This is a genomic window from Burkholderia sp. EMB26, from assembly GCF_024730645.1.
Classification (GTDB): Bacteria; Pseudomonadota; Gammaproteobacteria; order Burkholderiales; family Burkholderiaceae; genus Burkholderia; species Burkholderia cenocepacia.
In genome coordinates, this window is the sequence record NZ_CP078071.1 from 1,455,758 (window position 1) to 1,470,452 (window position 14,695).

The following is a 14,695-nucleotide window of genomic DNA, read 5'->3' on the forward strand; positions in this document are numbered from 1 at the left end:
TCACTCCAGCGAGGCAGCGACGAGTTCGGCGACGTCGAGCACGTCGGGGCGCGGGCCCACGACACCTTCGAGCATGGCCGTGCAGTTCGGGCACGCAACCGCGACCACGTCCGCGCCGATCGTGCGCGCGTCGGCGATGCGGATGTCCGGAATGCGCTGCTTGCCGGGGATGTCGGTCAGCGGCGCACCGCCGCCACCGCCGCAGCAGCGGCCGCGCATGCCGTTGCGCTCCATCTCGACGACCTGGATGCCGATCGTCTTCAACAGCTTGCGCGGTGCTTCGATCTCGCCGTTGTAGCGGCCGAGGTAGCACGGATCGTGATACGTGGTGCGCTTCTCCTGCAGCGCCTCGACCGCCTTCGGCGCGATCTTGCCGCTGTCGGCGAGTTCGGCCAGATAGGTCGTGTGATGCTTGACCGTCACGCGCAGCCCGAGCGCACGGTATTCGTTGCGCAGGCTGTGCATCACGTGCGGGTCGGCCGTCACGATCTGCTGGTACGACAGCGTGCCGAGCGTGCCGATCAGGCGCTTCGCCATCTGCTGGAACGTCGCTTCGTCGCCGAGCCGGCGGGCGACGTCGCCCGTGTCGGTCTCGGTCGGGCCAAGCACCGCGTAATCGACGCCCGCCTTGTTCAGCACCTTGACGAACGCGCGCAGCGTACGCTGGTAGCGCATGTCGAACGCGCCTTCGCCCGCGACGAACAGCACGTCGACCGGCTTGCCCGGCTGCGCGACCGGCGCGCTCAGGTCGACCGACCAGTCGTAGCGCGCGGCCGTGTCGTAGCCGCCCATCGTGCCCGTCTCGCGCAGATTCGCGAGCACTTCCTGGCCCTTGCCCGGCACCGTGCCGTGCACGAGCGTGCGGTTGCGGCGCATGTCGACGATCGCGTCGACGTGCTCGATCAGCATCGGGCATTCCTGCACGCATGCGCGACAGGTCGTGCACGACCACAGCGTCTGCTCCTCGATCAGGCCCGACACGATCGGGCCGTTCGGCTCGCCGCGATGCTGGCCGACCGGGAGGCCCGGCGACGGGCTGCCCGCGTACGCCGCATCGGTGCCGCCGGCCATCCCGACCACGAGATCCTGGATCAGCTTCTTCGGATTCAGCGGCTGGCCCGACGCGAACGCGGGGCACGCGGCTTCGCACTTGCCGCACTGCACGCATGCGTCGAAGCTCAGCAACTGGTTCCAGCGGAATTCGACCGGCTTCGCGACGCCGTACTCCTGATGCTCGATGTCCGGCAGCTTCAGTGCGGTCGGCGGCGTGGCCGTGCCGTTGCCGGTGAACGATTCACGGGTGGCCGCGAAACGCTCCTGGCGCGGGTGGAACGCGAGATGCAGCAGGCCGGCGATCGCGTGCTTCATCGGGCCGCCCTTCGCGGCGCCGACCGTCATCGTGAACGCGCCGATGCCGATCAGCAGCGCGCAGAGCACCGCGAACGCGCCCGACATCGCGCCGGTCGGCACCAGCATGAACAGCACGAGGCCGAGCGCGAACGAACCGAGCAGCCAGGGCAGCGTGTTCCACGGGCCGCGCGACAGGCGCGCCGGCACGTCCTTCGCCGCGCGGCGGCGCCACACGAACACCGCGCCGACCAGCATCGCGAGCGCCGCGACGAAGATCAGCTTGTCGAGCCACGGCGAGTAGATCGCGAGGCCGTAGTTGACGAACACCAGCGCGAGCGCGCCGATCGCGCCGCCGGCGGTCGCGACGTGAGTCTTCGCGATGTACGGATCGCGGGCGACCACGTGGTGCAGGTCGACGAAATAACGCTTCGGAATCGCGAACAGGTTCGCGACGCCGAACGAGCCGGGCGCCGTCGCGCGGCCCAGACGCCAGTAGGACGAGCGCTTCGCGACCGCGAACGCGAGCCCCGCCACCGACAGCCACAACAGGGCGGTAATGAGGAAGGACGGGTTCATCTTTTAGAAATCCTTCACGAGACGCAGCGAGTCGTAGATCGCACCGTGGACGTTGTGCATCGAGATGCAGTCGCCGACACGGAACAGCAGGAAACGGCCGTTGCCGAGCTCTTCCGACAGGCACGGTTGCGGCTCGGCCGCGAACAGCGTGTGCGGATCGATCTGGCCGCGGTTCACCGATTCCGGCTTGAGCTTCCAGTACAGCTCGTCGTTCGGCGACGAACCGTTCTCGATCACCACCTGGTCAACGGCGCGCTCTTCCAGTTCTTCCGTGTATTCGTTGCGCAGCACGGCGATCATCTTGCCGTTCTCTTCATAGACGCGATCGAGCATCGTGTTCGGCGTCGGAATCACGCCGAACGCGTACAGGCGACGGTAGAAAATCGGGAACGTCGTGCCGCCGCAGTCGTCGGCCACCTTCACGTCGGGCGTCACCACCTCGACCTTCGAGCCACGGCTCGCCATGAAGTCGGCCACGCCCGCGCCGGCATGCGTGCTCACGCCGTCGAACAGCAGCACGTTCTGCTTCGGCTCGACCTTGCCGGTCAGGATGTCCCACGAGCTGACCGCGAGGCCTTCGGCCACGCCCCACGCCGGCACCTGCCACGTGAAGCTCGACCCGCCCGTCGCGAGCACGACGATGTCCGGCTTCTCGGCCATGATCATCTTCTCGTCGGCGGCCACGCCGAGGCGCCGGTCGACGCCCAGGCGCTTCGTTTCCATGTCGAACCAGCGGATGATCCCGGACATCTGCTCGCGCTGCGGCGCCTTCGCGGCGATCATCACCTGGCCGCCCACTTCCGCGTTCTTCTCGAACAGCACGACGTCGTGGCCGCGCAGCTTCGCGACACGCGCGGCCTCGAGGCCCGCCGGGCCCGCGCCGACCACCACGACCTTGCGCTTCGGGCCGCGCGACTTCTCGATGATGTGCGGCATCGTCGCTTCGCGCGACGTCGCCGCGTTCTGGATGCACAGCACGTCGAGGCCGTTGTACTGACGGTCGATACAGTAGTTCGCGCCGACGCACTGCTTGATTTCGTCCTCGCGGCCGTCGCGGATCTTGATCACCATGTGCGGATCGGCGATCTGCGCGCGCGTCATGCCGACCAGGTCGATCATCCCGTTTGCGAGCAGGCGCTCGGCCTGGCCCGCATCGCGGATGCTCTGCGCGTGCATCACCGGAATCTTCACGACCGACTTGATGCCGGCCGCGAGGTGCACGAACGGCTCCGGCGGCAACGCCATCGGCGGCATGCAGTTGGCGATCGTGTTGTGCGTGTCGCCGCCCGAGCCGACCACGCTCAGGTAGTCGATCAGGCCCGTCTCCGACATCGCCTGCGCGATTTCCTTCAGCGCCTCGTGATCGAGGCCGTCCTCGTGGAATTCGTCGCCGCACATGCGCAGGCCGACGCAGAAATCCTTGCCGACCGCCTCGCGCACGGCCGTCAGCACTTCGATGCCGAAGCGCAGGCGGTTTTCGAGGCTGCCGCCCCATTCGTCGGTGCGATGGTTCGAACGCTTGCTCCAGAACTGGTCGATCAGGTGCTGGTGCGCGGCGGAGATTTCGATGCCGTCCATGCCGGCCGCCTTCACGCGCTTCGCGGCCGCCGCGAAATCACCGATGATGCGGCGGATTTCCTCGATCTCGATGATCTTCGCATTGCCGCGGTGCACGGGTTCGCGCACGCCCGACGGCGACATCAGGTGCGGCCAGTGCTCGCCGTGGAACGACGAGCGGCGGCCCATGTGCGTCGCCTGGATCATGATTTTCGCGCCGTGCTTGTGCATCGTGTCGGCCAGGCGCGTGAGCGGGTCGATGATCTTGTCGGTCGACAGGTTCACCGATTTCCACCAGCCCTGCGGGCTGTCGATCGACACCGGGCTCGAACCGCCGCAGATGGCCAGGCCGACGCCGCCCTTCGCCTTTTCTTCGTAGTAGCGGATATAGCGGTCGCCCGGCAGGCCGCCCGGCTCGGCGTACACCTCCGCGTGCGCGGTGCTGACGATCCGGTTGCGCAGCGTCAGCTGGTTCAGCTGCATGGGTTTGAACAGGTGGGGATAACGCATCGCTGGCGACCTCTGGCGTTCGAATGTCTCGTGTTGCGGGTGTTGTTCTGTTTCAGTGAATCAATGCGTCAGTGCGCGATCGGCGACACTTCGAAGACGCAGTGGTCGTGATGCTCGGCCGCACACTGCACTTCCTTCGATTGCGCGCGCGGCGCGCCCTTGCCTTCCGGCGTCGTGTCGTTGACCCAGTCCATCGCACCGGCGAACCAGCCCGCGAACATGTAGCAGAGCTTGCCTTCCTTGCCCGGCTGCTGGAGCACGAACGACGAGTGGCGCAGTTCGATCTTCGCGCGGGCGCTCGCCGGATCGGCCTCGATGATCGAGAACAGGCCCCAGCCGCGTTGCGACAGGCGCTTCAGGTAGTGCTCGAACACGGCCATGCCGGTCAGGCCGTGCAGCTTCGCTTCCTTGTCGCACCAGTGGTACGCGGACTTGTAGCCGGCCTTGTAGAGGATTTCGGCATACGCTTCGACGCCGAGCGCTTCCTCGACGGCGACGTGGTTGTTCGTGAAGAAGTGGCGCGGCACGTACAGCATCGGCAGCGCGTCGGTGGTCCAGACGCCGGTATCGGGATCGACGTTGATCGGCAGTTGCGGTTGCATCGTGGTGACTCCGTGAGGAAAGTGGCCGCGCGGTTCAGTGCGCAGGCGCGACATCGTCCGCGCGCCAACGCGGCAAGCGTTGGCACGTCCCGATTTTTTTATGTTGAAACGCGAGTAGCGGGTTCGGCGGGGGTGGCGCTTACGCGCCCCACACGTCCTTGAACACGCGCACCCAGTTCTCGCCCATGATCTTGCGGATACGCGACTCCTTCCAGCCGTGGCGTTCCATCGCCGCGGTCAGGTTCGGGAATTCGCCGATCGTGCGGATGCCGTCCGGGTTGATCACCTTGCCGAAGTTCGTCAGCTGGCGATAGCGGCCCTTGTCATGCGTCAGCATGTCGAAGAATTCCTTCGCGAAATCCTGCGTGAAGTCCGTGCCGATGCCGACCGCGTCCTCGCCGATCAGGTTCACGACGTAGTCGATCGCCTCGATGTAGTCGTCGATGTTCGCTTCGATCCCGCGCTTCAGGAACGGCGCGAACATCGTCACGCCGACGAAGCCGCCCGCATCGGCGATCTCCTTCAGCTGCGCGTCGCTCTTGTTGCGCGGATGCTCCTTCAGGCCCGACGGCAGGCAGTGCGAATAGCACACCGGCTTCTTCGAGAACGCGATCGCTTCCGACGACGTGTTGCCGCCCACGTGCGACAGGTCGACCATGATGCCGACGCGGTTCATCTCGGTGATCACTTCGCGCCCGAAGTCCGACAGGCCGCCGTCGCGCTCGTAGCAACCGGTGCCGACCAGGTTCTGCGTGTTGTAGCAAAGCTGCACGACGCGCACGCCCATGTCGGCGAATGCTTCGATGTAGCCGAGGTTGTCCTCGAACGCATGCGCGTTCTGGAAGCCCAGGATGATCCCGGTCTTGCCTTCCTTCTTCGCGCGGAAGATGTCGTCCGTCGTGCGCACGAGCGTCAGCAGCTCGCCGTTGTCGCGGATCTTCTTCTTCATCACGCCGATGTTGTCGACGGTCTTGGTGAAGTTCTCCCACACCGACACCGTGCAGTTCGCGGCCGTGATGCCGCCACGGCGCATGTCCTCGAACACCGGCTTCTCGAACTTCGAGATGTTCAGTCCGTCGATGATGATGCTGTCCTGATGCAGCGTGCTCATATCTGCTCTCGCTCGTGTGACTGTTCTTGTGGGGGGGGCGATCAGTAGATCGGGAAGCGCTCGCACAGCGCGAAGATCTCGCGACGCACGCGCTGTTCGGTTGCGTGGTCCCCTTCCGGGTTCGCGCGCAGCGCGTCGAACACTTCGAGGATCAGGCGGCCGATCTCGCGGAACTCCGCGACGCCGAAACCGCGCGTCGTCCCCGCCGGCGTGCCGAGGCGAATGCCCGACGTGACGGTCGGCTTCTCGGTGTCGAACGGGATGCCGTTCTTGTTGCAGGTGATGCCCGCGCGTTCCAGCGCCTGCTCGACCGGCGCACCTTTCAGGCCCTTCGGGCGCAGGTCGACCAGCAGCAGATGGTTGTCGGTGCCGCCCGTGACGAGATCGACGCCGCCGGCCTTCAGCACTTCGCCGAGCGCCTGCGCGTTCGCGAGCACGTTGTCGATGTAGGTCTTGAAGTCCGCATGCAGCACCTCGCCGAACGCCACCGCCTTGCCGGCAATCACGTGCATCAGCGGGCCGCCTTGCAGGCCGGGGAACACGGCCGAGTTGATCTTCTTCGCGATCTCCTCGTCGTTGGTCAGCACGAAGCCGCCGCGCGGGCCGCGCAGCGTCTTGTGCGTGGTCGACGTGACGACGTGCGCGTGCTCGACCGGGTTCGCGTGGCGGCCCGCGGCGATCACGCCCGCGATGTGCGCCATGTCGACCATCAACTTCGCGCCGACGCTGTCGGCGATCGCACGAAAGCGTGCGAAGTCGAGCGCGCGCGGGTACGCCGAAAAGCCGGCGATGATGAGGTTCGGCTTGTGCTCGTGCGCGAGCGCCTCGACCTGGTCGTAATCGATCCGCATCGTGTCGCGGTTCACGCCGTACTGGACCGCGTTGAACCACTTGCCCGACAGCGCCGGCTTCGCGCCGTGCGTCAGGTGACCACCCGCGTCGAGCGACATGCCGAGCACCGTGTCGCCCGGCTTCGCCAGCGCGAGCATCACCGAGCCGTTCGCCTGCGCGCCCGAGTGCGGCTGTACGTTCGCATAGCCGGCGTTGAAGATCTGCTTCACGCGGTCGATCGCGAGCGCCTCGACTTCATCGGCGAATTCGCAGCCGCCGTAGTAGCGCTTGCCGGGATAGCCTTCCGCGTACTTGTTGGTCAGTACCGAGCCCTGCGCCTCGAGCACGGCGCGCGACACGATGTTTTCCGACGCGATCAGCTCGACCTGCGACTGCTGACGCTCGAGTTCCTTCAGGATGGCGCTGCGCACCGGCGCGTCGCGCTCGGCAAGGGGCTGCGAGAAGAAAGGCTGGGTGTTCGACATAGTGCGTCCGTGACGAAGAATAAAGGGCTGTAACCGAAGCTCAAGGCCCGCCGTGCCTGGGTTTCCCGCTCGTCCAGTGCAAGGCTGCCGACGGCTCTATTCTTGTCGTTCGGATTTTCGGCGGATTGATGAATTTAGACGCGTTCTTTGCCTTTTCCGCCATGCACGTCCGTTTTATACAAGTGACCGGTCGTGCTTTTCGGGATGACCTGCCGAAACGGTATCGATGATTCACCTATGGACACGCACACCGGCAGTGCGTTTGCCGCTCATTCGGGGTGCGGCTTGTCCCGGATACGGTGCAGTGCAGCATCGGCCTTACGCCCAGACAACGTATGGAGCTAGGGTTTAGCCGTATGGCACGCTTGTTGCGCTCGCTCACACAATACCGCAGCCCGATCCGTGCCCCGGGCGAAAAGCTATTAGAGATTCAAGGAACGCTCCCCATGTCGCCCGACCGCACAGCGTCGCTGTCCCACTTCGCGTTCATGCCTTTACCGAACTTCACGATGATCGCGTTCACCAATGCGATCGAGGTGCTTCGGATGGCGAACTACCTGAGCGGCCAGCCGCTCTACCGCTGGTCGGTGATCAGTCCGGACGGCGGCCCGGTCACGGCGAGCAACGGCCTCACGGTCGATACGGGCCCGGCCGAATGCGCGGGGCAACCCGACATCGTGTTCGTCTGCGGCGGCGTCGACGTGCAGCGTGCGACCACGCCTGCCCATCTTTCGACCCTGCGCCGCTTCGCGCGCGCGGGCATCCCGCTCGGCAGCCTGTGCACGGGCACCTATGCGCTCGCGAAGTCGGGGCTGCTCGCGGGCTACGCATGCGCGATCCACTGGGAGAACATGTCGGCGCTGAAGGAGGAGTTTCCGGACACGCGCTTCCTGAAGGAACTGTTCGTGATCGACCGCGACCGCATCACGTGCACGGGCGGCGTCGCGCCGCTCGACATGATGCTGAACCTGATCGCCGCGCGCGTCGGCACCGCACGCGTCACGCAGATCGCCGAGCAGTTCATCGTCGAACACGTGCGCGACACGAGCGCGCAGCAGCGCATGCCGCTCGTCGCGCGCCTCGGCTCGGCAAACAAGTCGTTGTTCGAAGTGATCGCGCTGATGGAGAACAACATCGAGGAGCCGCTGTCGCGCGAGGAACTCGCGCGGCTCGCGAACATGTCGCAGCGGCAGTTGCAGCGCCTCTTCCGCGAGCATCTCGGGATGACGCCGACGCACTACTACCTGACGTTGCGGCTGCGCCGCGCGCGCGAGCTGCTGCTGCAGACCGACATGTCGATCATGCACATCACGATGGCGTGCGGGTTCCAGTCGGCATGCCACTTCAGCAAGAGCTATCGCGACGCGTTCGGCGTCGCGCCGACGCGCGAGCGCCGCAAGCAGGTCGCGCCGCTCGCGCAGGGGGCGGCGAGCGCAGCGCCGGCGTTTCCGGCGCATGTGCTGCATGCGTGAAGCGGGCAGCATTTGAAGCAAAAAAAGCGGCCTTCAATCAAGGCCGCTTTTTGCTGGTACTTACGATCCCCACACCTGCATTTCATCGAGCGAGTACCCCCACTGCGTCGCCCGCTTCGTGCCGAGCATCCGCACGTAACGGCCCTGCCCGTTCAGGTTCGGCAGCGTCACATGGCCGTACGACACGCCGTTGCTCGTCGAGTAGATCGTCGTCCAGTTCGCATTGTCGTTCGACGTCTGGATCTGGTAGACGAGCGCGCCCGCGTCCCAGTACAGATCGATGCTGCTGATCGTCTTCGTCGCGCCGAGATCGACGGAGATCCATTGCGGATCGACGCCCGCGCCTTCCGGCGAATCCCAGCGCGTGCTCGTCGTGTTGCCGTCGAATGCCTTGTCCGGCGTGAGCGACGCGTTGTAGCTCGCCGACGCCGCGGCCGGCCGCCCCTGCGACAGCAGCGTGCGCGCAGCGGCCGGGCCGCCGTAGTAGTTCGCCCCGAGCTTCGCCTTCGTCGCATCCGCATTCACGCCGAACTGCGACAGGCTCCAGCGCTGGCCGGTCGTCACGTCGCCGACGTAGAGCTGATAGCCGCCCGCCGTCGTCGAGGAGAAGAACAGGTAGTTCGTACCACTGACAGGCGCCGGATCCGAGTTGTTGCTCATGCAGTCGTTGAGCGCCAGCGCGCTCGGCGTCGACGCCGGGTCCGCCGTCTTCGCATAGATCTGGTCGGCCCCGCCGCTGTCCTTCCAGCGCGCGTAGTACACCATGCCGTCCGCACGCACGGTCGGGTAGTACGTTTGCAGCCCGGCCGGACGATCGAACACGGCGGTGACGCCGGTCGCGATCGTGCGCTTCATCAGCCCCATGTTCGAGCCGGTGCCGGTCGCGTAGTACACGGCGCTCGCGTCCGGCGCGAGGAACGGCATCGAGTATTCGGCGCCGGCCGGCGCGTTCGTCAGGCTCACGATCGACGTGAACACCGGGCCCGCGCTCGTGTACGACAGCGTCGCCTGCTTGACGTCGCCGTTCTGCTTGAACACGAGCGTCTTGCCGTCCGCGCTGAACTTCGGGTCTTCGTTGCGCGTGGCGCCCGTGCTGTGCGTCATGTTGACGGGCGGCGTGCCGGCGCCGAGCTGCAGCATGAACACGTTCCATGCGCCGTTGCTGATGCCCATGAACGCGAGCCACTTGCCGTCGGGACTGAACACGCCGTTCATCGGATCGGTGATGCCCCACGCGCTCTTGCTGAGTTGCGTCAGCGTGCGGGCCGAGAAATCGTAGAGGAACAGCTGGCTCGTGCCGTCGCCGTACTTGACGTAGCTGTGATAGACGAGCTTGCCGGTCAGCGCGGCGGGGAACGTCGCATTCGGCTGGGCGGCGGGATTGTTGACGCAGGCTGCGGCTGCCACGCCGCTGAACAGGTTGAGGGCGAGGCCGGCCACGAGGCCCGCGACGAGGGTCTTCAATTTCACGCTGGATACTTCCGGGTAAGGTAAGGACTAGGACGGCCGCAGAAAAGGACCCGCGCGGAAAGCGCGGGCGCCACGGATCCGCCGTCGGGCAGCGTGAATTCCGTATCGGTCGGACATCGGGAACAAAACTTGCGGGAGTGTGCCTTCTGGTCAGACGAAAGAAAAGGATCAGAGCACGCCTGAAACATACGGATCAGCGATTTGGGGCGCGCTTGCACGTGACGGCTGCCGTACTACTCTTTGTCATCGAGGCCCGATCGGCCCGGGGGACAGGCATGAAGCGCTATGCGGTGCTGGCACAGACGATCGCCGACGCCATCCGGCGCGGCGACCTCGCGGCCGGCGCGCGCATCCCGACCGTGCGAGCGGCATGCCGCGCGTATCGCGTGAGTCCGTCCACCGTGTTTCGCGCGTACTACGCGCTCGAAAGCGAGGGCCTGATCGTCGCGCGGGCGCGCTCCGGCTATTTCGTGGCGAACCTGGCCGACAAGCACGTGCGGTTCGGCCACGATCCGCCGCGCAAGCCAGGTGCGGCACAAACCGGCGACGACGACGCGTTGTTCCGCCTGCTCGACTCGCTCAAATGCGACGACGTCGTGCCGCTCGGCTCGGCATTCGCGAGCTATTCGCTGTTCCCGATGAGCAGCCTGTGGCGTCACGTCGCGTCGGCCGCCCGCAACATGGACCGCGGCAAGCTATTGGCGGGCTTGCCGCCCGGCTACGACGCGCTGCGCCGCCAGATCGCGTTGCGTTACCTGAATGCGGGCGCGTCGCTGCCGCTGGAGGAGATCGTCATCACGACGGGAGCGATCGAGGCACTGACGCTCAGCCTGCAGGCGCTGACGCGCCCGGGCGACATCGTCGCGATCGAACGGCCGGCATTCCACGCGGTGCTGCAGGTCGTCCAGTGCCTGCACCTGAAGGCCGTCGAGATTCCGGTCGACCCGCGCACGGGCCTCGATCTCGACGCGCTCGCCGAAGCGCTCGACACGCATCCGGTGCGCGCGTGCTGGTTCATGACGTCGTTCCACAACCCGACCGGCGCGACGCTGACCGACGAGCGCAAGCGCGCGCTGATCGAGCTGCTCGCGTCGCGCGGCGTGCCGCTGATCGAGGACGACGTGTATGGCGAACTGCAGTTCGGCACGGCCCCCACGCGCCCCGCGAAACTGTATGACGACAGCGGGCTCGTCCTGCATTGCGGGTCGTTCTCGAAATGTCTCGCGCCCGGGTTCCGGATCGGCTGGGTCGCGGCCGGCCGCTTCGTGCGGCAGATCCGTCAGGCCAAAGGCGCGAGCGGGCCGGCCGCCGACGTACCCGCGCAGATGGCGATTTCGAGTTACCTGCGCGACGGTGCATACGACCGGTTCCTGCGCAAGCTGCGGCGCAATCTCGCCGCGCACCAGGCGCAGATGCTGTCGGCCGTGCGCGCGTATTTTCCGGCTGACACCGAAGTGTTCGCGCCGCGCGGCGGATATTTTCTGTGGATCGAACTGCCGCCGCACATGGATGCGATGCACCTGTTCGACGACGCGATGGAGAGCGGTGTCAGCATCGCGCCCGGGCCGATCTTCTCCGCGACCGGCGGCTTTCGCCGCTATCTGCGGCTCAATTACGGGCGGCCGTGGACACCGGCCGTCGAGCGCGCGCTGGAGACGCTCGGCACGCTCGCGTCCCGGCAACGGCACGGCGGCTAGCACAAGACGGGCGGCACGAAATGTGCGGCACGCGACGCGCGACATGCGCCTTGCGTTTCACGCGCGAACGACCAAGAATGAAGCGGCAGGCAGCCGCGGACGAACGGGTTCCACGCGTCCGATGTTATGGAGAATGACATGAACACCGCATGCGAACGACCGCCGATGTGTAACCCGACGATGGCGCGCGCCGGCAGCTGACGATGCGCGTCCTGCCCAACCGGCGTGTCCGCGCGCGCGATGCCTGGCGGGCCGTGCTGAACACGCGCGCCGAATCGCGGCACGCCGCTTGCTGCCGCTGCCGCGAATGCGGTTTCGTGGCGTTCCGCGCGCTCGAGCATTGCCCCGTCTGCGGTCAGTGGAACTGGCCGTTCGAGTCGATTGGCCACACACCGGCCGACGCGCGTGCCGCGCATGCGCCGCGGTCGTTCCATACATGGTCGTCGCGCGTCGCCCGCGCGCTGCGCAACGCGGCTTTCCAGCGGCCGCGCGCCTCGAGCGCGCCAATCCTGAGCATACTGACGCTCGTGCTGCTGGTCGGCGGCTACGTGATGGTCGACCAGACCTGCAAGGCCGATCCCGTCTGTCGGGGCTCCGGTGTGCCGGGCGCCGTCGCGACCGGAGCCGTACTTCAAGCGTCGAACGAGCCATTGATACCGGTCGTGCCGGCACCCGTCTACCCGTTTCATTCGACCGATGAAACGGCGGTGGCAGCCCGTCCGCCACTGGCCAATCCGCCACAGGACGCCCCGCTCGCCGGCAAACCCGCGCGCCGGATGGCGGTTGCACAGGCCGCGCCGTCGTTGCGCGCGCCTGACCGGACGCGCACCGGCGCGGTCCGCGTCGCCGACTGGAAAGGCAACCCCGACACCGCCCATCGCACGCGTGCGATCCGCCGCGTCAGCCTGCACACCGGGCGGACACGTCGCGCCGCGGCCAGCAACGCCGAACTCGCGAAGCTCTATCGCGGCCACTGAGCGCGCGATCCGGGCCCGCGTGCCCGTCGATTCAATTTTCTAAACCGCCCCTCACGAAACCTCGTTTGTGCCGCGACGGACGCATGACGTTCAATGGGTCATTCGCCCGCGCCGGCGCGTATCGCACGCCGGCGCAGTCCGATCCACCGAACGGAGTCTGTCGATGAATGCACTGCAGCTCGTGACCCTGGCTGCCATCTGGGGCGCGTCCTTCCTGTTCATGCGCATGGGCGCGCCGGAATTCGGCGTCGTCCCGCTGATCGCATTGCGCGTCGCGATCGCGGCCGTGCTGTTGTCCCCGGTGCTGCGCGATGCGCAAGCGCGGCACGAATTCCGCGCGCACGTCGTGCCGCTGTTCGTCGTCGGCATCGCGAACTCGGCGCTGCCATTCTGCCTGCTGACCTATGCGGCCCTGTTCGTGACGGCCGGCACCGATTCGATCCTGAATGCAACGACCCCGCTGTGGACCGCGATCGTCGCGTACGTGTGGCTGCGCGCGCCGCTGACGAAACCGCAGGCGATCGGTCTCGCGCTCGGCTTCGCCGGGGTCGTCGTGCTCGCCGGTTCGGCGCTCGGCACCGGCACGCCCGGCGCGCCGAGCGCGATCGCCGCCGCGATGCTCGCGACGCTGTCGTACGGGTTCGCGGCGCATTACTCGAAGCGCAAGCTCGCGAACGTGCGGCCGTTCGTGTCCGCGTTCGGCAGCCAGTTGTTCGCGGCCGTCGCACTCGTGCCGCTCGCGCTGCCGATGTGGCCGCACGGTCCCGTGCATGCGTCCGCATGGATCGCGGTGGTGTTGCTCGGTGCGATCTGCACGGCGGTGGCCTACCTGCTGTATTTCGGGCTGCTTCGCAGTGCGGGCGCGCAATACGCGGCGTCGGTCACGTTCCTGATCCCGGTCTTCGGCGTGGTGTGGGGCGCGATCTTCCTGCACGAGACGATCACCGTGCAGACGGTCGCCGGGTGCGCGATCATCCTGCTCGGCACGGCGCTCGCGACCGGCAAGCTCAAGGGCTTCGCCTCGGCTCCCGTGCGCGGGTCAAGCCAGTAGATCGGGGGCGTCGCGCTCGTCGCGGCCGATCTCCCGCGCCAGCCAGTCGCGGAACGCGGCGATCTTCCACTCGTGCTGGCGCACTTCGCTGCACACGACGTAATAAGAGAACTCGGTCGGCCAGGGCCGCGCCAGCACGCGAACCAGCCGCCCGGCCGCGACTTCGTCGCGCGCATAGATGTCGCGCACCAGCGCGATGCCCTGCCCGGCGACCGCGGCCCTGATCAGCAACGCATCCTCGCTGAAGCTCGCGCCGCGCGGCGCGCGTGCGTCCTCGATGCCCTGCGTGCGCAGCCACAGCACCCAGTCGGCGCGGTCGGCGTCCTGCAGCAGCGGGTACGACAGGCAATCGGCGGGGGCGTCGATCGGGCGCGCGGGATCCAGCAGTTGCGGGCTGCACACGGGCCACAGCTCCGGCGTCCAGATGCGGAACGATGCATGCCCGGGATAGCGGCCCAGCCCGTGCCGGATCGCGACGTCGACGTAGTCGCGGCGCAAGTCGACCAGTTGCGCGCGCGTCTCGACGGTGATTTCGATTTCGGGGTACGCGGCATGGAACGAACCGAGCCGCTGCACGAGCCACGTGTTCGCGAACGACGCGGTGGTCGTCACCGCGAGCCGGACGATGCGCCGGTTCGCGCCGTGCACGCTCGCCCACGCGGCCTCGATCTCGTTGAAGCCGCCGGCGAGCTGGTCGAACAGCGCGCGGCCGGTGCCGGTCAGCTCGAGTTCGCGGCCGGTGCGCTCGAACAGGCGCACGGCGAGGCGATCCTCGAGATTGCGGACATGCTGGCTGACGGCGCCCGGCGAAATGCAGAGCAGGTCGGCCGCCTGTTTCATGCTGCCGCAACGCGCCACTTCGACGAACGTGTGCAACGCGGCGAGGGGAAGTGACTTGGCCATCCGTGGAGCGCCGCCGCGCGGCGGTGGAGGGTTCGGGAACGGGCGATGATTATCGCAGCAATTGCGCGGCCCCGCCTTTGCTCCGGCAACGAAAACGGGCGGC

12 protein-coding genes are annotated in these 14,695 nt (G+C 66.9%); 4 read left to right on the forward strand and 8 right to left on the reverse strand.

Annotated features, from left to right (window positions below):
• The 5 genes from KU887_RS23345 to KU887_RS23365 form a co-directional block, all read right to left on the reverse strand.
• Entirely contained in the window at window positions 1-1,926 is a 1,926-nt protein-coding gene (locus KU887_RS23345) for a (Fe-S)-binding protein (RefSeq protein WP_034201981.1), read from the reverse strand.
• Between the two features lie 3 nt (window positions 1,927-1,929).
• Window positions 1,930-3,993: an NADH:flavin oxidoreductase gene (locus KU887_RS23350; RefSeq protein WP_006488987.1), complete on the reverse strand. Its 2,064-nt coding sequence runs from the start codon at window positions 3,991-3,993 to the stop codon at window positions 1,930-1,932.
• 68 nt (window positions 3,994-4,061) lie between these two features.
• Window positions 4,062-4,595, reverse strand: a complete 534-nt coding sequence (locus KU887_RS23355; RefSeq protein WP_006488993.1) for a DUF5943 domain-containing protein — start codon at window positions 4,593-4,595, stop codon at window positions 4,062-4,064.
• 139 nt (window positions 4,596-4,734) lie between these two features.
• Window positions 4,735-5,706, reverse strand: coding sequence for a dipeptidase (locus KU887_RS23360; protein ID WP_006488981.1), 972 nt, complete (start codon window positions 5,704-5,706; stop codon window positions 4,735-4,737).
• A 41-nt stretch (window positions 5,707-5,747) separates the two neighbouring features.
• Entirely contained in the window at window positions 5,748-7,022 is a 1,275-nt protein-coding gene (locus tag KU887_RS23365; RefSeq protein WP_006488995.1) for a serine hydroxymethyltransferase, read from the reverse strand.
• A gap of 356 nt (window positions 7,023-7,378) precedes the next feature.
• Between KU887_RS23365 and KU887_RS23370 the strand changes: the two genes are divergently transcribed.
• Window positions 7,379-8,494, forward strand: coding sequence for a GlxA family transcriptional regulator (locus KU887_RS23370; protein ID WP_077175816.1), 1,116 nt, complete (start codon window positions 7,379-7,381; stop codon window positions 8,492-8,494).
• A gap of 60 nt (window positions 8,495-8,554) precedes the next feature.
• Here KU887_RS23370 and KU887_RS23375 read toward each other — a convergent pair whose 3' ends face one another.
• Window positions 8,555-9,964, reverse strand: coding sequence for a discoidin domain-containing protein (locus KU887_RS23375; protein WP_006488982.1), 1,410 nt, complete (start codon window positions 9,962-9,964; stop codon window positions 8,555-8,557).
• Window positions 9,965-10,239: 275 nt separating this feature from the next.
• On the opposite strand from KU887_RS23375, the gene KU887_RS23380 reads away from it, so the two are divergent.
• Complete coding sequence (locus KU887_RS23380; RefSeq protein WP_006498742.1) at window positions 10,240-11,661, forward strand: PLP-dependent aminotransferase family protein; 1,422 nt, start codon at window positions 10,240-10,242, stop codon at window positions 11,659-11,661.
• Here KU887_RS23380 and KU887_RS23385 read toward each other — a convergent pair.
• The gene (locus KU887_RS23385) at window positions 11,658-11,945 is read right to left on the reverse strand and encodes a hypothetical protein (RefSeq protein WP_230205454.1); all 288 of its coding nucleotides are present in this window, start codon (window positions 11,943-11,945) and stop codon (window positions 11,658-11,660) included. The genes KU887_RS23380 and KU887_RS23385 overlap by 4 nt on opposite strands.
• On the opposite strand from KU887_RS23385, the gene KU887_RS23390 reads away from it, so the two are divergent.
• Window positions 11,865-12,638, forward strand: a complete 774-nt coding sequence (locus tag KU887_RS23390) for a hypothetical protein (protein WP_212066063.1) — start codon at window positions 11,865-11,867, stop codon at window positions 12,636-12,638. The two genes, KU887_RS23385 and KU887_RS23390, sit on opposite strands and share 81 nt — an antisense overlap.
• 163 nt (window positions 12,639-12,801) lie before the next feature.
• On the forward strand, window positions 12,802-13,689 hold the full coding sequence (locus KU887_RS23395) for a DMT family transporter (protein WP_258258359.1): 888 nt from the start codon (window positions 12,802-12,804) through the stop codon (window positions 13,687-13,689).
• Here KU887_RS23395 and KU887_RS23400 read toward each other — a convergent pair.
• Window positions 13,678-14,592, reverse strand: a complete 915-nt coding sequence (locus KU887_RS23400; RefSeq protein WP_006498737.1) for a LysR substrate-binding domain-containing protein — start codon at window positions 14,590-14,592, stop codon at window positions 13,678-13,680. The two genes, KU887_RS23395 and KU887_RS23400, sit on opposite strands and share 12 nt — an antisense overlap.
• Window positions 14,593-14,695 lie beyond the last annotated feature (103 nt).